The sequence below is a fragment of the Bacillus cabrialesii genome, from assembly GCF_004124315.2.
GTDB classification, from domain to species: Bacteria; Bacillota; Bacilli; order Bacillales; family Bacillaceae; genus Bacillus; species Bacillus cabrialesii.
In genome coordinates, this window is record NZ_CP096889.1 from 3,122,063 (window position 1) to 3,139,751 (window position 17,689).

General features: G+C 44.5%; 19 protein-coding genes and 1 pseudogene. 4 read left to right on the top strand and 16 right to left on the bottom strand.

Translation table 11 applies throughout. The features are described from left to right. Nucleotides 1-104: 104 nt before the first annotated feature. Nucleotides 105-2,093 carry a methyl-accepting chemotaxis protein McpB gene (mcpB, locus tag EFK13_RS16010; protein ID WP_129507756.1) on the bottom strand — a complete coding sequence of 663 codons (1,989 nt, stop codon included), beginning with the start codon at nucleotides 2,091-2,093 and terminating at the stop codon, nucleotides 105-107. Between the two features lie 159 nt (nucleotides 2,094-2,252). On the opposite strand from mcpB, the gene EFK13_RS16015 reads away from it, so the two are divergent. After that, entirely contained in the window at nucleotides 2,253-2,990 is a 738-nt protein-coding gene (locus tag EFK13_RS16015; RefSeq protein WP_129507755.1) for a protein-glutamine gamma-glutamyltransferase, read from the top strand. A gap of 13 nt (nucleotides 2,991-3,003) precedes the next feature. Here the strand turns inward: EFK13_RS16015 and EFK13_RS16020 are convergent, their stop codons facing one another. The 7 genes and pseudogenes from EFK13_RS16020 to EFK13_RS16055 all read right to left on the bottom strand — a co-directional run bounded on the left by EFK13_RS16020 (nucleotide 3,004) and on the right by EFK13_RS16055 (nucleotide 8,383). After that, complete coding sequence (locus EFK13_RS16020; protein ID WP_129507803.1) at nucleotides 3,004-3,258, bottom strand: hypothetical protein; 255 nt, start codon at nucleotides 3,256-3,258, stop codon at nucleotides 3,004-3,006. A gap of 24 nt (nucleotides 3,259-3,282) precedes the next feature. Next, a pseudogene (locus tag EFK13_RS21285) lies at nucleotides 3,283-3,756 on the bottom strand (nitronate monooxygenase); the annotation flags it as partial. Then, a complete protein-coding gene (locus EFK13_RS16035) occupies nucleotides 3,757-4,158 on the bottom strand; it encodes a secondary thiamine-phosphate synthase enzyme YjbQ (RefSeq protein WP_129507754.1) in 402 nt (133 codons plus the stop codon). It lies immediately after the preceding pseudogene. Nucleotides 4,159-4,275: 117 nt separating this feature from the next. Then, nucleotides 4,276-5,940 (bottom strand): glycoside hydrolase family 13 protein, encoded by a 1,665-nt coding sequence (locus tag EFK13_RS16040; RefSeq protein WP_129507753.1) that lies wholly within the window; start codon nucleotides 5,938-5,940, stop codon nucleotides 4,276-4,278. A gap of 125 nt (nucleotides 5,941-6,065) precedes the next feature. Beyond that, nucleotides 6,066-7,358 (bottom strand): hemolysin family protein, encoded by a 1,293-nt coding sequence (locus tag EFK13_RS16045; protein WP_129507752.1) that lies wholly within the window; start codon nucleotides 7,356-7,358, stop codon nucleotides 6,066-6,068. Nucleotides 7,359-7,401: 43 nt separating this feature from the next. Further along, nucleotides 7,402-8,079: a zinc metallopeptidase gene (locus EFK13_RS16050; protein WP_003242198.1), complete on the bottom strand. Its 678-nt coding sequence runs from the start codon at nucleotides 8,077-8,079 to the stop codon at nucleotides 7,402-7,404. Between the two features lie 40 nt (nucleotides 8,080-8,119). Continuing rightward, complete coding sequence (locus EFK13_RS16055; RefSeq protein ID WP_129507751.1) at nucleotides 8,120-8,383, bottom strand: YuzI family membrane protein; 264 nt, start codon at nucleotides 8,381-8,383, stop codon at nucleotides 8,120-8,122. Nucleotides 8,384-8,507: 124 nt separating this feature from the next. Here EFK13_RS16055 and EFK13_RS16060 point away from each other — a divergent pair, with 124 nt between their 5' ends. Beyond that, nucleotides 8,508-8,762: a protein mistic gene (locus EFK13_RS16060; RefSeq protein ID WP_080474835.1), complete on the top strand. Its 255-nt coding sequence runs from the start codon at nucleotides 8,508-8,510 to the stop codon at nucleotides 8,760-8,762. Next, nucleotides 8,759-9,745: a potassium channel family protein gene (locus EFK13_RS16065; protein ID WP_129507750.1), complete on the top strand. Its 987-nt coding sequence runs from the start codon at nucleotides 8,759-8,761 to the stop codon at nucleotides 9,743-9,745. Before EFK13_RS16060 ends, EFK13_RS16065 begins: the two co-directional genes overlap by 4 nt. Here the strand turns inward: EFK13_RS16065 and EFK13_RS16070 are convergent. The 5 genes from EFK13_RS16070 to EFK13_RS16090 form a co-directional block, all read right to left on the bottom strand. Next, complete coding sequence (locus tag EFK13_RS16070; protein ID WP_129507749.1) at nucleotides 9,742-10,146, bottom strand: YugN-like family protein; 405 nt, start codon at nucleotides 10,144-10,146, stop codon at nucleotides 9,742-9,744. The genes EFK13_RS16065 and EFK13_RS16070 overlap by 4 nt on opposite strands. Nucleotides 10,147-10,206: 60 nt before the next feature. Beyond that, entirely contained in the window at nucleotides 10,207-10,572 is a 366-nt protein-coding gene (locus EFK13_RS16075; RefSeq protein WP_129507748.1) for a hypothetical protein, read from the bottom strand. Nucleotides 10,573-10,637: 65 nt separating this feature from the next. Next, nucleotides 10,638-11,990 (bottom strand): glucose-6-phosphate isomerase, encoded by a 1,353-nt coding sequence (locus EFK13_RS16080; protein WP_129507747.1) that lies wholly within the window; start codon nucleotides 11,988-11,990, stop codon nucleotides 10,638-10,640. Between the two features lie 111 nt (nucleotides 11,991-12,101). Next, on the bottom strand, nucleotides 12,102-13,274 hold the full coding sequence (locus EFK13_RS16085) for an iron-containing alcohol dehydrogenase (protein ID WP_129507746.1): 1,173 nt from the start codon (nucleotides 13,272-13,274) through the stop codon (nucleotides 12,102-12,104). A gap of 102 nt (nucleotides 13,275-13,376) precedes the next feature. Next, on the bottom strand, nucleotides 13,377-14,540 hold the full coding sequence (locus tag EFK13_RS16090) for an iron-containing alcohol dehydrogenase (protein WP_129507745.1): 1,164 nt from the start codon (nucleotides 14,538-14,540) through the stop codon (nucleotides 13,377-13,379). 230 nt (nucleotides 14,541-14,770) lie between these two features. On the opposite strand from EFK13_RS16090, the gene EFK13_RS16095 reads away from it, so the two are divergent. Continuing rightward, a complete protein-coding gene (locus tag EFK13_RS16095) occupies nucleotides 14,771-15,007 on the top strand; it encodes a DUF378 domain-containing protein (RefSeq protein ID WP_003220771.1) in 237 nt (78 codons plus the stop codon). A 304-nt stretch (nucleotides 15,008-15,311) separates the two neighbouring features. Here the strand turns inward: EFK13_RS16095 and yugI are convergent, their stop codons facing one another. The 3 genes from yugI to EFK13_RS16110 form a co-directional block, all read right to left on the bottom strand. Then, complete coding sequence (gene yugI / locus EFK13_RS16100) at nucleotides 15,312-15,704, bottom strand: S1 domain-containing post-transcriptional regulator GSP13 (protein WP_019259312.1); 393 nt, start codon at nucleotides 15,702-15,704, stop codon at nucleotides 15,312-15,314. A 201-nt stretch (nucleotides 15,705-15,905) separates the two neighbouring features. Continuing rightward, nucleotides 15,906-17,066 carry an aminotransferase gene (locus tag EFK13_RS16105; RefSeq protein ID WP_129507744.1) on the bottom strand — a complete coding sequence of 387 codons (1,161 nt, stop codon included), beginning with the start codon at nucleotides 17,064-17,066 and terminating at the stop codon, nucleotides 15,906-15,908. Next, the gene (locus EFK13_RS16110) at nucleotides 17,067-17,567 is read right to left on the bottom strand and encodes an Lrp/AsnC family transcriptional regulator (protein WP_003220765.1); all 501 of its coding nucleotides are present in this window, start codon (nucleotides 17,565-17,567) and stop codon (nucleotides 17,067-17,069) included. Nucleotides 17,568-17,689: the final 122 nt, after the last annotated feature.

Genomic DNA, 17,689 nt, shown 5'->3' on the forward strand with positions numbered 1-17,689 from the left:
AGGAAAAAATGAAAAATAGTTCTAAACTCACCGAATAAGCCGGGACTTTGTTATTATTTCCGGTATAAAAAAACAGCGCTTTGATAGGCGCTGTTTTTCTGCTTTTATTCGATTTTAAATTGTTTTGTCAGATCTCGGAGCTCTTCTGCCATCTGCGCAAGAGTGGTCGATGATGAACTGATTTCTTCCATAGAGGCAAGCTGCTCCTCAGCTGATGCTGCAATGTCTTGGATGCTTGCTGAGCTTTCTTTCGAGACATCGGCAATGCCGCTGACTGCTGCTGAAACATGCTGCGAACGGTCTGACAGCTGTTCGACGGTGGAATTCATCGTCTGCAACTTGCCCGCGATTTCGTTTGTCATGCTGAAAATGCTCTGGAAGCTTTCTTTTGTATTGTCTGTGACAACAAGTCCGGACTGTACCTCCTGATTAACCTCTTTAAACATGTGCAGAGAGGTTTCAATTTCCGCTACGATTTCTTGAATCAGCTTTTCGATTTCTTTTGCTGAATTAGCAGATTGAACAGCCAGTTTGCGCACTTCCTCAGCTACGACAGAGAAGCCGCGGCCTGATTCTCCGGCACGCGCCGCTTCAATGGCTGCGTTTAATGCCAGCAGGTTTGTTTGGTCAGCGATGCCATTGATGACTCTCAAAATGCTTGTGATGTCTTTTGATTTTCCCTCTAATCCTTTAACTACCGCTTCAGCCTGCTGAACCGACTGGTTAATCGAGTTCATTTGTCCGACTGTCTGCTGTACAAACTTTTCACCCGTTCCGGCGATTTCCGTTGATTGGATAGATGCCTTTGTAATATCTGATGATGTTTGTGAGACTTGCTGGAGTCCTTCATTCATTAAATTCAGCTGATGAGAGCTGGATTCAACCTTTTCGCTTTGCTCTTCGTTTCCGTTTGAGAACTGCTCAATCGCCAGCGTGATATGCTCGGTGGCTTTACTAGTCTGTCCCGCAGAAGCGGTAAGCTGTTCGGACGATGCGGCCACATTGTTCACCGAGTCCTGAATAGCGCTGATCAGTGAGCGGAGAGATTGTCCCATTTCATTGAAGCTTTCTCCAAGCTCTCCAAGCTCATCCTTTGAACGGATCTCGATCGTTTCTGTCAGATCCCCGCTGCTGATTGTTTTCGATGATTGAACGAGACGTTTTAACGGTTTTGTAATGGAACGGACGATAAACAGAATTAAAAACCCGCCTGCCACAATGGATGCGATCAGCACGATCATGCCTGTTAACAATACAGACTTCGAGGCATCCTTGATTTCACTCATATACATCGTGCCGGCTATTTTCCACCCAGTCAGTTCATTTGTTGTATATGTCATCTTTTTATCTTCGTTATCCAAAGTATACTGGAGTTCGCCGCTGTCATTGGCATACATTTTGGCTACCCAGTCTCCTGAGAGCTTTTCTCCAGCCTTATGGTCCTGGTGGGCGACATAGGTTTTGTTTTTCGTCGCAATGAAAACATAGCCTTCTTTTCCGACCTTGATTTGCTTCATCTGTTCTAACAATTTATCAATGGTGATATCCATGGCGACAACGCCGGATCCGTCCTTCAGCTCCTGGGCAATGGTAATGACCATGCTTCCGTCACTCGCTGCCACGTAAGGATCTGTCACTACAATTTCACCGCCGGCCTTCATCGCATCTTGATACCAAGGGCGCTGTCTCGGATCGTATCCATCCGGCAATTGTTCCTTGGGCGCTTGTACATAGGTGCCGTTTTCTGAGCCTCCATAAATTCTGGCTACTCCTTGATTGATCGAAACATATTGTGAAAACTTAGCCTTGAGCTCTTCTTGATTAGACTTTCCTTTGAACGCGGAGCTTTTAAGAGATTCACTGAAAAAAGTGACCGCTTTCGCTTTTGCTCCCAGATCATTTGTAACGGTTGTATTAAATGTATCGACACTGTTTTTCGCATTCCCCATAATTTCCTGATCCAGCTTTCCGCTGGCGCTTAGGTAAGAACTAAACTCCAATATAAGAATAGGGATAATGAGAATCGCAATAAATGAGACGATTAATTTCCTTGAGATAGACGGTTTCTTCAGCCAGTTGATAAAAGTCTTCATGTCCAGTTACTCCTTCAGGTTTGATACAGTATATATCGGCTGCTTAAAAAAGTTTTAAAATAAAAGAAGGAAGAAGTTCTTTTTCGGCCGTGTTCTGTCTTTTTAGCTTTCATTGCCCAAGCCCTTTGCATATCTTATAAAAAACAAGGGGGGCTAAAGATGATTATTATATCCGGACAATGGCTCCGTCCCCAAGATATTGAAAACTGGCAGATTGAAAAAAATTTGAATCCGCTGTTAAAAGAAATGATTGAAGCGCCTGTTCAGTTTGATTATCATTCCATTGCTGAACTGATGTTTGAGCTTAAACTGCGGATGAATATTGTTGCAGCGGCAAAAACACTGTACAAAAGCGGAGCGAAGTTTGCCACTTTTTTAAAAACGTACGGGAATACAGCGTATTGGAGGGTTTCACCGGAAGGCGCCTTGGAGCTGAAATATAGAATGCCGCCTTCAAAAGCGATTCGGGACATTGCAGAAAACGGCCCGTTTTACGCGTTTGAATGCGCGACCGCAATTGTTGTCATTTATTATTTGGCCTTGATCGATACAATCGGGGAAGAAAAATTTGATGCCAGCTTTGACAACATTATTTTATATGATTGGCATTATGAGAAATTGCCGATATTTACGGAAACAGGACATCACTATTTCCTCGGAGATTGTTTGTATTTTAAAAATCCTGAATTTGATCCGCAAAAAGCGCAGTGGAGAGGCGAAAATGTGATTTTACTGGGTGAGGATAAATATTTTGCCCATGGCCTAGGAATCTTAAGCGGACAGCAAATTATCGATAAGCTGAATTCTTTTAGAAGAAAAGGAGCCTTACAGCAAGCCTACCTTCTGCCTCAGGCGACCAGACTGGATGTTCCGGCTCTTCACCGCATCGTCCGCTAAAAAGCCCCATCGCCTATGTCCGGGACGATGGGGCTTCAAACGCTTTGCGTTTTCGATAAAAAGGGGCTGTGCCGAAATACTGGTTCGCAACCCACTCCATTTTTTCAAGGTCATTTCTTGTCACGATAGGATCTTGGCTGCTCCATTTGATAAAGCGGACAAAATAGTAGCCTTTGATAGGAGCCATTGTAACTTTTGAGTGAGGCCAGCCTTCAAATACAAACTCAATTTTCCCTCTTTTTTTATACGAATATTGAAGAATGTTCATCATCTGTCACCTCTGTTTATCAAGTTACGTACGGAAAAGCTCAGCTAACAGCGTCGTTACATCAATGCCCGTTTCAGCATAGAGACATGTATCCGGATCTTTTTCACCGGCTGCGTGTTTTCTCATCGGCTTTGTAAATGTGTTTCGCAATGGATAAGGAAGCGCGTTTTCCTCCTCAGCCTGCTGCTCTTTCATCCATTGATTGACGATACCCCCGTGCAGGCTTTCCTGAAAACCATGAGGTAAGGCGCGTGTCTGTTCCCCGCGCTTTTTTTAGTTCGCGTCTGTACGCTTCTGAAACTGCGCATTCCTCCCACATGAGAAATGGCGTCCCGACCTGTACGCTCTGGGCTCCGAGACAAGGGGCAGCTTGGACGCCGCTTTGGAAATGAGCGACATGAGGGCAAGTGCGGATTCCCCGCTGACCGGCAGAAAAGACCCGCGGCGGCCGCCCGCTTCGCTCCCTTGCAGTACGTCTATTCCGTCATTACCCCCCTCCTATTCCCCCATGATTTTGATATAGCATGTCCGAGTGCGAGGGCCGTCAAATTCGCAGAAATAAATACCCTGCCACGTTCCAAGAATGAGCCGGCCGTTTTCAATAATGACATGCTGTGAAGCCCCGACCGTACTCGATTTCATGTGCGCTGCCGTATTGCCCTCCATATGGCGGTCCAGCTTGTGTTCCCACGGATACACCTCATCAAACCTTCTGAGCATATCTTTTTTGACGTCTGGATCGGCATTTTCATTAATTGTAATGCCCGCTGTCGTATGCGGACAGTAAATCAGCGCAGCGCCGCTCGCCACGCCTGTTTCTTGAAGAAACGTTTCCACCTCGCGGGTGATCTCAATCATTTCATCTCGTTTATTTGTTGTGATTTGCAAAGTTTTCAGCATTTATTTCTCCTTTCATTTGTCCGCTTTATTTGCTAATTCGTTCTGTGTTCTTTTTTTCCTGTTAAACCGCTCATATAAACCTGATAAAAGCAAAAAACTCCAGTCTCTGGCTGGAGTTTATCGCCATACATATATTCTTGCTTCATACGGCTTTAACAGTACTGATGTCATGTGTCTGTGCTGCTCTGTTTCCACATTTGCCAATACGAGTCCGTCTGATGACAAAGGCAGCCCGGCGTGCTTGAATAAGGCCGGTGTTCCTGTCAGATTAACCGCAATCAGTGCGGTATGGCTCTCGTTTTTCCGAAGATAGGCAAAGATTTGCTGATCCTCCGGTAAAATGAGCTCGTATGTCCCGTTGATAAAAACATCGTATGTTTGGCGGAGTTTGATCAAGCTTTTGTAAAAGTGGTATACGGATGTTTGGTCGTTTTTTTGTGCCTCGGCATTCAGCCATTTGTAATTCTCATTGATTCCGATCCACGGTTTGGCCTCAGAAAATCCGGCGTGCGGGTCAGCATTCCATTGCATCGGCGTTCGTGAATTGTCTCTTCCCTTTTTCCAGACAATCTTCATCACGTCTTCGTGTGATGCGCCTTTCGCCGTTTCTGTTTCATACATACGTTTCATGGCGACGTCATCATAGTCCTTAATAGACGGAAAAGCTACGTTTGTCATGCCGAGTTCCTGTCCCTGATAGATAAACGGTGTGCCTTTCATGAGAAAATAGACAGAAGCAAGCGCTTTTGCACTTTCTTTCAGGTACACTCCATCGTCTCCCCATACAGAAACTGAACGGGGCTGGTCGTGATTCTCCATAAACAAAGCGTTCCAGCCGATCCCTTCAAGACTGTCCTGCCAATCGGTTAAAATTCGTTTGAAGGAAACGATGTCAATGCATTCATTGATCTCTACATCCCACAAGCCGAGATGCTCAAACTGAAAAATCATATTGAAGATGCCGTTTTTTTCTCCAGTCCAATCAGCCGCTTCCTTCGCAGCGACCCCGTTTGCCTCTCCGACTGTCATGATCGGATAGCGGGAAAAAGTGTTTTCTTTCAGCTCTCTTAGCAAATCCATTATGCCTTTAGCATTCATATGATAAGGAAAGGAAGGTACGCAGTCCAGTCCTTTTGGATTCGGCATATCAGGAAGCCCTTCTTTTTTCTTAATATGCGTAATGGCATCCACTCGAAAGCCGTCAATTCCTTTATCAAGCCACCAATTAATCATGTCATAAACGGCATTTCTCACTTTTTCATTTTCCCAATTCAAATCCGGCTGTTTTTGATCAAAAAGGTGCAGATAATACTGGCTTGTCTTTTGGTCATACTGCCATGCCGGCCCGCCGAAAATACTTTCCCAATTGTTCGGCGCTTTTCCGTTTTTGCCGTCCTTCCAAATATACCAGTCGCGTTTTTCGGAGTGTATGGATGAACGCGATTCAATAAACCATGGATGCTCGTCACTTGTATGGTTCACGACAAGATCCATAATCAGCTTCATGTCCAGTTCATGTATGTCATCAAGCAGCTGATCAAAATCCGCCATTGTGCCAAAATCGCTTAATATGTTTTTGTAATCCCTGATATCATAGCCGTTATCAGCATTAGGCGAATCATACAGCGGGCATATCCAGATGACATCAGCGCCCAGCTCTTTTATGTAGTGAAGCTTGGATCTGATCCCTTGAATATCGCCAATTCCGTCGCCATTTGAATCTTTAAAACTGCGGGGGTAAATTTGATAAACAACCGCTTCCTTCCACCAAGCCTTTTTCATACAGCCTATCCCTCCTAAGTGTGCGGTCTATATATCTTATGTAGAAAAAAGGCTTTACAGCATTGCTTTTTCAGAAAGCCGTCAATCATCATAAAAAAACAGCCGCTCAATCTTCGGCTGCTTTTTTATAAAAAGTCGGTCTTTTTTATTTCTACAAAACGGATGTGATGATCTTCGGCGTCGAGGATTTTAAATTCACAGCCCTCCGCGTGTATCACATCTCCTGTTTCCAGCTCCATTTTTTGCGTCAGCAGCCAGCCTGCAATCGTATCGATTTCTTCATTTTCAATCGCAATATCGAGCAGATCGTTCACTTCGTCTATGAGCGCTTTTCCATCCATCACATAATGGTGCTCGCCTTTTTTCAAAATGTGCGGCGTTTCATCCTGATCATATTCATCGCGGATTTCCCCGACGATTTCCTCGATAATATCCTCGACAGTGACAAGACCCGCCGTTCCCCCATATTCATCAACGAGAATGGCCATATGAATCCGCTCCTTCTGCATGCGGATCAAAAGCTGCTGAACAGGTATGCTTTCGATGACCCTGATGACGGGCCTCATAATCTGCTTCAGCTTGATCTGCTGTCCGAGAAAATAAGCTTTAAACATATCTTTGCTGTTGATAATCCCTAAAATATGATCCTTGTCTTCTTTAATGACCGGGTAGCGTGTATATCGCTCATTAATGATGTGATGAATCGCCTCTTCAAGCGACTGCTCCAGAGAGATGACTGCAATTTCTGTCCGCGGAATCATAATCTCTCTCGCTACCCGGTTGTCGAATTCAAAAATCTTATTCACATAGCGGAATTCAGACTGATTGATTTCTCCCTTTTCATAGCTTTCGGAAAGGATCAGCCTCAGTTCCTCCTCGCTGATGACAACCTCATGCTCCTTCACTGAATGAAAGCCAAACAATTTGACAAGAAAACTTGCAGAGCCGTTCAATGCTTTAATAAACGGATACGTGATTTTATAAAACCAGATCAGCGGCTTTGCAATCCATAAACTGACAGCTTCAGCCTTTTGAATGGAAACCGTCTTTGGGGCAAGCTCCCCCATCACCACATGCAAAAAAGTGACGATGATAAATGCAACTACAAATGTGACAATGTGGTTAAACGGCTGTGGAATGCCTGCCATTGTAAATAAGGGATGAAGAATGCGTTCAAATGTCGGTTCACCAAGCCACCCAAGGCCGAGGGCTGTAATCGTAATCCCGAGCTGGCAGGCTGATAAATACTCGTCAAGATTGGAGATGATTTTATGTGCCGCAAGCGCCCGGCTGTCACCGCTTTCGATGAGCTGATTAATTTTTGAACCTCTGATTTTGACGATCGCAAATTCCGCTGCAACGAAAACAGCCGTAATGCCAATCAAAACAAAAATGGCGATCAATTGTAAAATAAGCAAAAAAAGCCCTTACCATAAATGGTAAGGGGCCACCTCCTTAACGTTAATTCTCATTACGACCGTTTAAGAAGATCATCACAAAGCGAAGAAGCTCAAACAGGGAAACCAGAGCGGCGGCCACATACGTTAAAGCAGCGGCGCTCAGCACTTTATTTACCCCATTCTCTTCATTGTTTCGGATGAATCCTTCTGACACAATAATCTGCTTCGCTCGTGAACTTGCATTGAATTCGACAGGCAGTGTAATCAGCTGAAAAAAGACAGCGGCTGAAAACAGGATGATGCCGAGCCCGATCAAATTCAGGCTGCCGAGAAGCATGCCTCCTAAGAAAAGCAAAGGAGCTACACCGGATGCAAAATTCACGACTGGGAAGATTTTATGTCTCAGCACAAGCGCACCATATGACTCCTGATGCTGCAAGGCATGTCCAACTTCATGGGAAGCTACGGATATGGCGGAAATCGAGCGGCCGTAATAGACCGGCTCAGATAAACGCACCACCCGTCTTGTCGGGTCGTAATGGTCTGTTAAAGTGCCTCTTACCGGTTCGACCGGCACGTCGTAAAGACCGTTTATATCTAAAATCCTTCTTGCTGTTTCTGCCCCTGTACGTCCGCTTGAGGCTTCCACTTTTGAATATTTTTCAAAGTTGCTCTTTACTTTAAATTGTGCCCAAAACGACAATCCCAATGCGGCTATTGTTAAAAATATAAACAGCATTTTTCATCATCCTTTTTCCATGATCATTTCTTTATTACGATCATTTTAATGAGTTTTCTTTCCCTTGTACAGAAATGCGCTTCTTCTTCCGGCTCGGAGCACACATTCCAATCAGCAGAAAGAGCAGTCCTGCCGAAAACAAATAAAAGGCGAAGCTTCCGGCCAGTTCTTTCAGAAAGTGAAGCCATGAGAAGCTGCCGGAAAAGTGATTATATGAATTCAAATCGAAAATAAACAATATGACCGCGGATGCCGCCAGCTGCGTTCCGATCAAAACCACGACCGTTCTTTGAATGATCGTCATCTTTTTTCATCCTTTTTGTTTTAGTTTATGGAGAAATCCGTTTTTATATGTTTTGTTCATTTTTTGAAAAACATCACCCGAAGTGGGACATACTGTTAAAAAAAGCACGGGTGTGATGGAAGCCATGAAAGTGACGAGTGAGGAAAAGGAACAGCTGAGCACGGCAATTGACCGAATGAATGAAGGGCTGGACGCGTTTATTCAGCTTTATAATGAATCGGAAATCGATGAGCCGCTTATCCAGCTCGATGATGATACAGCCGATTTAATGAAGCAGGCCCGGGATATGTACGGCCAGGAAAAACTGAATGAGAAATTAAATACAATCATTAAACAGATTTTATCCATCTCATTATCTGAAGAAGGAGAAAAAGAATGAAATCAAATCGGATATTTATTTCATGGCTCAGGTGGCCGTTATTTATCCGAATCGGGGTTATTATTTTATTTTTGATTCTTTTGTTCGGCCAAATCATTTATATACTTGAACCCAAACAGTTCACTTCGGTATTTGAAGGCATTTGGTGGGCTGTCGTTACGGTTTCGACAGTCGGCTATGGAGATTATGTTCCGCACACGCCGCTGGGACAGGCTGCCGGGATTCTGCTGATTTTGAGCGGAGCAAGCTTTGTCACCGCATATTTCGCCACATTATCAGCAGCCGCGTTCAGCAGGCAGCACCGTTACATCGAAGGAAAAGTTGCTTATAAAGGGCGGGGCCACATCATTATAATCGGATGGAATGAAAAAACAAACCGCCTGCTGAAGGAGCTGCAGCTTGCGGCCCCTTCCAAGACGGTTGTGCTGATCGATGAATCTTTAAAAGAAGGCCCGCTTATCGAAAACGTCCATTTCATACGAGGTCACGCTGCCGATGATGAGACATTGAAACGGGCCAATATTGCTGAAGCGGAATCAGTGATGATTACAGCCGATCAGTATAAAAGTGAAGCTGAAGCTGATATGCTGTCAGTGCTGATTCTTTTATCAGTTAAAGGGCTTAACCCCCTTGCTTACTGCATCGCTGAAATTTTGACTGACCGGTTTGTCACCAATGCGGAGCGGGCAGGCGCTAATCACATCATCGGAACTTCAGAATTTATCAGCCGGGCGATGCTGCACCATTATCAAGTCCAGTTACGGCCGTCTAAACAGCAGAACGGAATCAAGCTGACACTTGACGAGCATGTGAAGCTTCTTGCTGTTCCTGACGAACTAAAGGGAGCGGCATACAAAACGTGCGTTCTCTATTTCCTAGATCACAACACAACAATTATAGGCGTACAAAAAGAGGAGGGGCCGATGATTTCCCCTCCTCATACATACAAGATGCTCGAAACAGACCAATTCCTTGCCATCTAATGCAGCAGAACATCCTCCAATTCTTTCACAAGAGAGGCGCCGATATCCAAATATGCCGGATCAATTTCCGCGTCCCGCCTTTCCGGTTCGGAAAATTGATTAAACAATGATTGGAACGGCCCTCCCTCGGCATGATCATCAAGATCCGTCTGAAACACCTGCCTCAGCATAAACGGTGTTCCAATCCGGACAGCCGCCCCGCGTTCATCGAGACTGCCCTGTACCGCATTGACGGGAATCCTTAAAAACAAATAGCCGTCTCTATCATCAATTTTATAATCAAAGTAACCATGATCGTATTCCCAGCCGCCGTTTATCACATAACCGAGCGGCTTCATCACTTGTTCCAGTTCCTGAAACAGAAAAGACTGCCCATCTATCGCAGAAGGTATTGAAATCATCAAAATGCCCCTTTTTTCACTTATCCTATCCTGCCGAACAAGACTTCATTCAGAGGCGAACTACATGGAAATCATTGTTTCTTTCGTGCGGCTAATAGGAAAGAAAGCGCATTCAATTAAAAAGTAAACAGCCATTGCCGCTGCAAGTCCTGCAGCAGATTCCCATGAAAGATAAACAACTGCGGCATAGAGTCCTAATTTAGTGAAAAGAGTATGAGATCGTTTTAAATGCATCATCCGGTGCACCGCATCGGTAAAAAGCGCAAGCGGCAAACCAATGAGAAGAAAGGCGTGGATGAAAAAGTGTGACAGCGTGCCGCCAAAGCTTGAGGAAAACTCTGTGTACACTGCATCGAAGGAGATAAGGATACTTAGAACAACTGCAGAAAAACCGGCGATGATGAGATGTTTAACCAATTGTTTCATGAACCATCAACACCTCTCTGATTTTATAAAAAGCCGACCGGCACATGCCAGTCAGCTTTCTCACATTAATCTTCCAGACGTTTTTCAAGCTCTGCTTTTTTCTCTTCAAAGCCAGGTTTGCCGAGCAACGCAAACATATTGACTTTATACGCCTCTACTCCAGGCTGGTCAAATGGATTGACGCCAAGGAGATAACCGCTCATCGCGCAGGCTTTTTCGAAGAAATATACAAGGTATCCAAAAGTATATGCATTCAGCTCAGGAATGTTGACGATTAAGTTCGGCACATTTCCGTCTGTATGGGCGAGCATCGTGCCTTGGAACGCTTTCTTGTTAACGAAATCAATCGTTTTTCCGGCTAAATAGTTCAAGCCGTCAAGATCGTTATCCGCTTCTTCGATTGTCAGTTCATGTTTCGGCTTCTCTACGTTCAGCACCGTTTCGAATAAATCTCTGCGGCCTTCTTGTACGTACTGTCCTAATGAATGAAGGTCTGTTGAATAGTTGGCTGAAGATGGATAAATGCCCTTCTCATCTTTCCCTTCACTTTCTCCGAACAGCTGCTTCCACCATTCTGCAAAATATTGAAGCGCCGGCTCGTAGTTGATGAGCATTTCGATTGTTTTGCCCTTATTATAAAGCACATTGCGAACAACTGCATATTGGTATGCAGGGTTTTCTTCCAATTCAGATGTTGCAAAATCTTTGCTCGCATCAAACGCGCCTTTCATCATGTCGTCAATGTTGACGCCGCTGACAGCAATCGGCAAAAGGCCTACAGCTGTTAATACAGAATAACGGCCGCCGACATCATCAGGAATAACAAATGATTCGAATCCTTCTTCGTTAGAAAGCGTTTTTAACGCGCCGCGCTCTTTATCAGTTGTTGCGTAGATACGCGCTTTCGCTTCTTCCTTGCCGTATTTCTCTTCAAGAAGCTTGCGGAAAATACGGAAAGCGATTGCAGGTTCAGTTGTTGTACCTGATTTAGAAATCACATTAATAGAGAAGTCAACATCTTCAAGAAGATCCATGACATCCCTCATATAAGATGAACTGATGTTGTTTCCGATGAAAATGACTTGCGGATTGCCGCGTTTTGCTTTTGGCAATGTATTATAAAACGCGTGATTAAGCGCTTCAATTGCAGCCCGCGCGCCGAGGTAAGAGCCGCCGATGCCGACAACAAGCAATACATCAGAGTCAGATTTGATTTTTTCCGCGCTTTTTTTGATGCGTGCAAATTCTTCTTTATCATAATGTTCAGGGAGGTCAACCCAGCCTAGAAAATCGCTGCCAGCGCCTGTTTTTTCATGAATATTATGGTGTGCTGTTTTTACAAAGTCCCGCAGATATGTAAGTTCATGTTCGTTGAAGAAAGTCAACGCTTTTGAGTAGTCAAAGCGTACATGCGTCATTGCTTGTCCCTCCATAACGGTATAATGTTTTCATCTTTCACTTTATATGAACTTATCTGTGAAATCAAGTGAAGAAGAAAGGGCGGAATGACTTGATTCCGCCCTAAAAGATTATAGAGACGCGCGAAGGATGGCAAGCACGTCATCTTTGTTCAGTTTTTGGAAGTTTCCGAAGCCGCCGTGTTCCATTTCTTTGGCTGCGATATCAGCAATCAGCTCAAGCTTTTCTTCTCCGATATCGTAATCAGCAAGGCGGGAAGGCGCGCCGAGGCTTGTCCAGAACGCAGACAGCTTGTCGATGCCCTCAAGCGCGATTTCTTTATCTGTTTTGCCTTCAGTATCGATGTCAAACATGTTGAGCATGAGGTTTTTGAAGCGGCCTACATTTGTATCAAGTGTATATCTCATCCAGTTCGGGAACAGTATCGCCAAACCGCCCGCATGCGGAATATCATACACAGCTGAAACGGCGTGTTCCATTGTATGAGAAGCCCAGTCACCAAAGTAGCCCATTTGCAGCGTGCCGTTTAAAGCGATTGTACCAGCATACAAAATCGTTTCACGAAGCTCGTAGTTTTCCAGATCTTCAAGAAGCTTAGGAGCTGTTTCGATGACCGTCTGCAAAACAGCAAAGCACATTCTATCCTGAAGCGGCGTATTTTCAACATTGTGGAAGTATTGTTCGAATACGTGGCTCATCATGTCAACCATGCCGTATACTGTTTGATTTTCTGGAACGGTGAATGTATTTTCCGGATCTAAAATAGAGAAACGCGGATGAGTCACATTGCTGCCCCATACATATTTCTCGTTTGTTTCCCAGTTTGTAATCACGGAATCCGGGTTCATTTCAGAGCCTGTCGCAGCAAGAGTTAAAACAGTGCCGAACGGCAGCGCATCCTTTGCTGTTACTTTTTTGCTGAAAATATCCCAAGCGTCGCCGTCATATTTGACACCGGCAGCAATCGCTTTTGTGCAGTCAATAACGCTTCCGCCTCCGACAGCGAGCAGAAAATCAATGTCATGTTCTCTGCATAGAGCAATGCCTTTTTCAACAGTCGCTAGACGCGGGTTCGGCTCTACACCTGACAACTCATGAACAACAGCCTCTTCTTCTTTTAGAAGGCCTGTGACTTGATCGTAGAGGCCGTTGCGTTTAATGCTTCCGCCTCCGTAGACGAGCAGCACATTCTTGCCGTATTGTTTTAATTCTTTTCTTAATTGTTCAAGCTGGCCTTTTCCGAAGATCAGCTTCGTCGGATTATAATAAGTAAAATTCTCCATGGTAACTACCTCCAAATGATGCTTTAAAAAAACAGGTTTTCCATTGTAACATAAGTTGACAAAAAGAAAAAGGGAAGCAGCCAAACGGCTATTTCCCCTTTTTTATAGTGATGCTTTTAAAATGGCAAGCACATCTTCTTTGTTGAGTGATTTAAACTGGCCGAATGTCCCGTTCGCCATTGCCTTGTCAGCAATTGTGTCAAGCTGCTCGTCATTAATATCGTAATCAGCAAGACGGTTTGGAGCGCCAAGGCTTGACCAGAATGCAGACAGCTTATCGATGCCTTCAAGTGCGATTTCCTCATCAGTTTTACCTGCTTCTTCAACATCAAACACACGAACTGCAAGCTGTTTCATACGGGCAGGATTTTCAGACAGCGTGTGTCTCATCCAGTTAGGGAACAAAATCGCCAATCCGCCGGCATGCGGAATATCATAAACGGCTGATACTGCATGTTCAATATTATGAGTTGCCCAATCCCCTCTTGCACCCATAGACAGCATGCCGTTTAATGCGATTGTTCCTGTGTACAGGATCGTCTCACGCAATTCGTAATTTTCGAGATCATTGATCAGCTTAGGCGCTGTTTCAATGACTGTACGCAGAAGTGATTCACACATACGGTCCTGATACGGCGTGTTTGATACATGATGGAAGTATTGTTCGAATACGTGGCTCATCATGTCAACCATACCGTAGATCGTGTGATTTTTAGGAACGGTGAACGTATTCACCGGATCAAGAATTGAGAATTTAGGGAATACGAGCGGGCTGCCCCAGCCGTATTTTTCTTTTGTTTCCCAGTTTGTAATAACCGATCCTGAGTTCATTTCAGAACCCGTCGCAGCGAGAGTCAGTACAGTACCGAATGGCAAGGCATCCTTCGGCTGATGTTTTTTCGTGACGATATCCCACGCATCACCATCATACTTCGCTCCCGCGGCAATCGCTTTTGTACAGTCGATTACACTTCCCCCTCCGACAGCCAGCAAGAAATCAATGTTGTGTTCTTTGCAGATGGCAACACCTTTATTAACAGTCGACACACGCGGATTCGGTTCTACCCCAGCTAATTCATGCACGGTCACTTCGGCTTTATTCAGCTGTTCAATCACTTGATCATACAAGCCGCTGCGCTTAATGCTTCCGCCTCCGTAGACGAGCAATACGTTTTTTCCGTAAGGTTTGAGTTCCTCCGGCAGTCTTTCCACTTCACCGCGCCCGAAAATTAATTTGGTCGGATTCCAGTATGTAAAGTTTTGCATGACATCTCCTCCTTAGATTTTTTATTATGCAGAATGTCTTCACTACATGTAAAGCAATCAGCTCTCACCGGCCAGCATATCGAACGGTTTCATACGGAAAGATGCTGGGAAAAAAGCTGATATAGGCGAGGGCAGGCCAGTTTCCCTCAATATGGAGAATGCATGTATAGATTCTCCAATATGTCACAATCTATAACTGTTTTAATAATTCATGGAGGAGGTTGCAAAACATGAGTACCATTCAAAGAATTTGTCTTGTATTAACGATCATTGGCGCTATTAACTGGGGACTGATCGGATTTTTCCAATTTGACTTAGTAGCGGCCATCTTCGGCGGCCAAGGGTCAGCCCTTTCCCGCATCATTTACGGTCTTGTCGGTATCGCCGGCTTAATCAACCTCGGTCTGCTGTTTAAGCCAAACGAGGAAAGATCACGTGAAGAGGCAGCAAATCCTGAAATGCGATAGCATAAAAAAGCACCGAACATTCCTGTCCGGTGCTTCAGCGAGTTGACAAACCTTCGCATTCGTTGTCAGATCTGCGCGTTGGTGCTCACATTCTCAAAAGGAACGGCGGTTAATTACTTAGGCGTCCTGCCTAAACACCGCCGTCATCACATCCTGTGAAAGTCAGCTCCAATGCTCGCCCTTCCTAGACTTCAAAGGTTTTCAATCAAGCTGAAAAAGGAGACAAAATCCCAAAACATAGTGTTTTGGGATTTTGCATTAAATCAAAAGCACCGGACATTCCTGTCCGGTGCTTTTTTCATGCTTATTTTTTGATAAGATCTTTGCGGTTGGACATTTCAATCCACTCTTCAAGCTTATCTTTTAATGTGTTGAAACCTTGTGGTGCAGAAGCTTCTTCGCTTACTTGCGCAGCTTTAGGTTTTCTTGGTTTGCTTTCTTTTTTCTCAGGCGCAGCTTGTGTCGCACGAATTGAAAGGCTGATTTTTCCTTTTTCTTCATCAACAGCAAGTACTTTTACTTGTACTTCATCGCCAACTGAAAGGTGCTCGTTAATATCTTTTACGAAACCGTGAGTCACTTCAGAAATGTGTACTAAACCTTGAGTTTCTTCATCTAATGCAACAAACGCACCATACGCTTGTAATCCTGTAACTTTACCAGTGTAAACACTGCCCACTTCAAATTTTGCTGCCATTCGTAACAACTCCTAAGTTAAATTAAATATCTGTTTATACGCAATTTAAAATTATATCACACATGTCTCATTTCCGCAAAGAAAACTTTTTATGAAAAATGAGGTTTATGCACGGCAAAAAGGGGGTAAACTGAAAATACCAAAGGCTTTCTAGTATTCCCCCCTTTTATTGGATGCGAACAAAAGGTTCGTATCTTTTTTTTATGTTGTTTTGTGCAGGAAGCGTTTCATTCTGACTAATGCTTCTTGAAGCTGCTCGATCGAGGTTGCGTATGAACAGCGAATATATCCTTCACCGCTCGGGCCAAACACACTTCCCGGAACAACAGCGACTTTTTCCTGTGTCAGAAGCTCCTCGGCAAACTGCTCCGAGCTCATTCCCGTGCTTTTGATGGATGGAAAAGCATAGAAAGCGCCGCCCGGATGATGACAGCTGAGGCCGATTTCATTGAGCGATTCTACAAACAAATTCCGTCTTCTCCGGTAGCTTTTTTTCATTTTTTCTACGTCTTCCATGCCGTTCTTCAGGCCTTCAAGGGCGGCAAACTGAGCCATTGCCGGTGCGCACATCATCGCATACTGATGAATTTTAAGCATGGCATCCCGAAGCACGGATGGCGCTGCGGCAAAACCGAGCCTCCAGCCCGTCATCGCAAACGCTTTTGAAAAGCCTGAGATGACAACCGTCCGTTCCTTCATTCCCGGTAATGCCGCTATGCTTGTAAATTCCTCATCATATGTCAGCTCCGCGTAGATTTCGTCGGCTAAGACGATTACATCATGTTTTTTGGCAAACTCAGCAATATCATTCAGCTCTTCCTTCGAATAAACCGAACCTGTCGGATTCGATGGCGAGCAGATGAGAATGGCTTTCGTCTTTTCAGTGACTGCCGCTTCAAAATCCGCAGCCGTTGCTTTAAATCCTTTTTCTGCTGTTGTATGAACATGGACCGGGATGCCGCCTGCCAAAGAAACAAGCGCATCGTATGCCACAAAACACGGCTCAGGAATGATGACTTCCTCCCCTGGATTCACAATGGCGCGGATCGCAATATCCAATGCCTGACTTGCCCCTACTGTCACAATCAGCTCATTGTCCGGCGAGTAGCTAAGGTCAAACCTGCTGCTTAAATAACGGCTGATTTCCTCACGCAATGAGTATAAACCGGCATTGGCAGTGTAGGACGTATATCCTTGTTCAAGGGAGAGAATGCTTGCTTCGCGGACATTCCATGCAGTAACAAAATCAGGTTCGCCGACGCCTAAAGAAATGACGCCTTCCATCGTTGCCGCCAAATCAAAGAATTTGCGGATGCCGGACGGTTTTATTTGTTGTACATAGTCAGATAAATACGAAGTCATTTACGGTGACACCACGATTCTTTTGTCGTCGTCTCCTGTTTCAAACACTTTGCCGTCATGCTTGTATTTTTTCAGGATAAAATGGGTTGTCGTGGATACAACTGAATCGAGCGTGGATAGTTTATCTGAAACAAAACGCGCTACGTCAGACATTGAATTGCCGCGAATCACGACAGACAAATCGTATACACCTGACATCAGGTAAACGGATTCAACCTCTTGGAATCGGTAAATCCGTTCCGCCACTTCATCAAAACCGACTCCCCGCTTCGGCGTTACTTTGACGTCAATCATGGCCGTGACGCCTTCATGTCCGTCGACTTTTCGCCAGTCAATCATAGCGGAATAATCGATGATAACCTTTTCTTTTTCCAGCTTGTCAATAATGGTTTGCACTTCATTTACAGGGATGCCCGCCATCTTTGCGATTGTTTCTAAATCGGCGCGGCTGTTTTCGTCTAAAATTTCTAATATTTCTGTTTCTTTTTCTGTCAATTTCATTCGATTCACACCTTTGCAATGTCAAGAAATCTCATGACATTATATCACGTTTTTTGACGAATGCTAAGAAAAAACGAGGAGAAACTTCCGCTAGAATTGACAATTTCAGGGCACAATACAGA

What these genes read in the sequence shown, in the direction of transcription:
- EFK13_RS16090 (WP_129507745.1), bottom strand. Translation starts at nt 14,540, where the DNA reads ATGCAAAACTTTACATACTGGAATCCGACCAAATTAATTTTCGGGCGC.
- EFK13_RS16060 (WP_080474835.1), top strand. Translation starts at nt 8,508, where the DNA reads ATGAAAGTGACGAGTGAGGAAAAGGAACAGCTGAGCACGGCAATTGAC.
- EFK13_RS16015 (WP_129507755.1), top strand. Translation starts at nt 2,253, where the DNA reads ATGATTATTATATCCGGACAATGGCTCCGTCCCCAAGATATTGAAAAC.
- EFK13_RS16065 (WP_129507750.1), top strand. Translation starts at nt 8,759, where the DNA reads ATGAAATCAAATCGGATATTTATTTCATGGCTCAGGTGGCCGTTATTT.
- EFK13_RS16020 (WP_129507803.1), bottom strand. Translation starts at nt 3,258, where the DNA reads ATGAACATTCTTCAATATTCGTATAAAAAAAGAGGGAAAATTGAGTTT.
- EFK13_RS16075 (WP_129507748.1), bottom strand. Translation starts at nt 10,572, where the DNA reads ATGAAACAATTGGTTAAACATCTCATCATCGCCGGTTTTTCTGCAGTT.
- EFK13_RS16050 (WP_003242198.1), bottom strand. Translation starts at nt 8,079, where the DNA reads ATGCTGTTTATATTTTTAACAATAGCCGCATTGGGATTGTCGTTTTGG.
- EFK13_RS16095 (WP_003220771.1), top strand. Translation starts at nt 14,771, where the DNA reads ATGAGTACCATTCAAAGAATTTGTCTTGTATTAACGATCATTGGCGCT.
- yugI (WP_019259312.1), bottom strand. Translation starts at nt 15,704, where the DNA reads ATGGCAGCAAAATTTGAAGTGGGCAGTGTTTACACTGGTAAAGTTACA.
- EFK13_RS16070 (WP_129507749.1), bottom strand. Translation starts at nt 10,146, where the DNA reads ATGATTTCAATACCTTCTGCGATAGATGGGCAGTCTTTTCTGTTTCAG.
- EFK13_RS16040 (WP_129507753.1), bottom strand. Translation starts at nt 5,940, where the DNA reads ATGAAAAAGGCTTGGTGGAAGGAAGCGGTTGTTTATCAAATTTACCCC.
- EFK13_RS16110 (WP_003220765.1), bottom strand. Translation starts at nt 17,567, where the DNA reads ATGAAATTGACAGAAAAAGAAACAGAAATATTAGAAATTTTAGACGAA.
- EFK13_RS16080 (WP_129507747.1), bottom strand. Translation starts at nt 11,990, where the DNA reads ATGACGCATGTACGCTTTGACTACTCAAAAGCGTTGACTTTCTTCAAC.
- EFK13_RS16035 (WP_129507754.1), bottom strand. Translation starts at nt 4,158, where the DNA reads ATGCTGAAAACTTTGCAAATCACAACAAATAAACGAGATGAAATGATT.
- EFK13_RS16085 (WP_129507746.1), bottom strand. Translation starts at nt 13,274, where the DNA reads ATGGAGAATTTTACTTATTATAATCCGACGAAGCTGATCTTCGGAAAA.
- mcpB (WP_129507756.1), bottom strand. Translation starts at nt 2,093, where the DNA reads ATGAAGACTTTTATCAACTGGCTGAAGAAACCGTCTATCTCAAGGAAA.
- EFK13_RS16055 (WP_129507751.1), bottom strand. Translation starts at nt 8,383, where the DNA reads ATGACGATCATTCAAAGAACGGTCGTGGTTTTGATCGGAACGCAGCTG.
- EFK13_RS16105 (WP_129507744.1), bottom strand. Translation starts at nt 17,066, where the DNA reads ATGACTTCGTATTTATCTGACTATGTACAACAAATAAAACCGTCCGGC.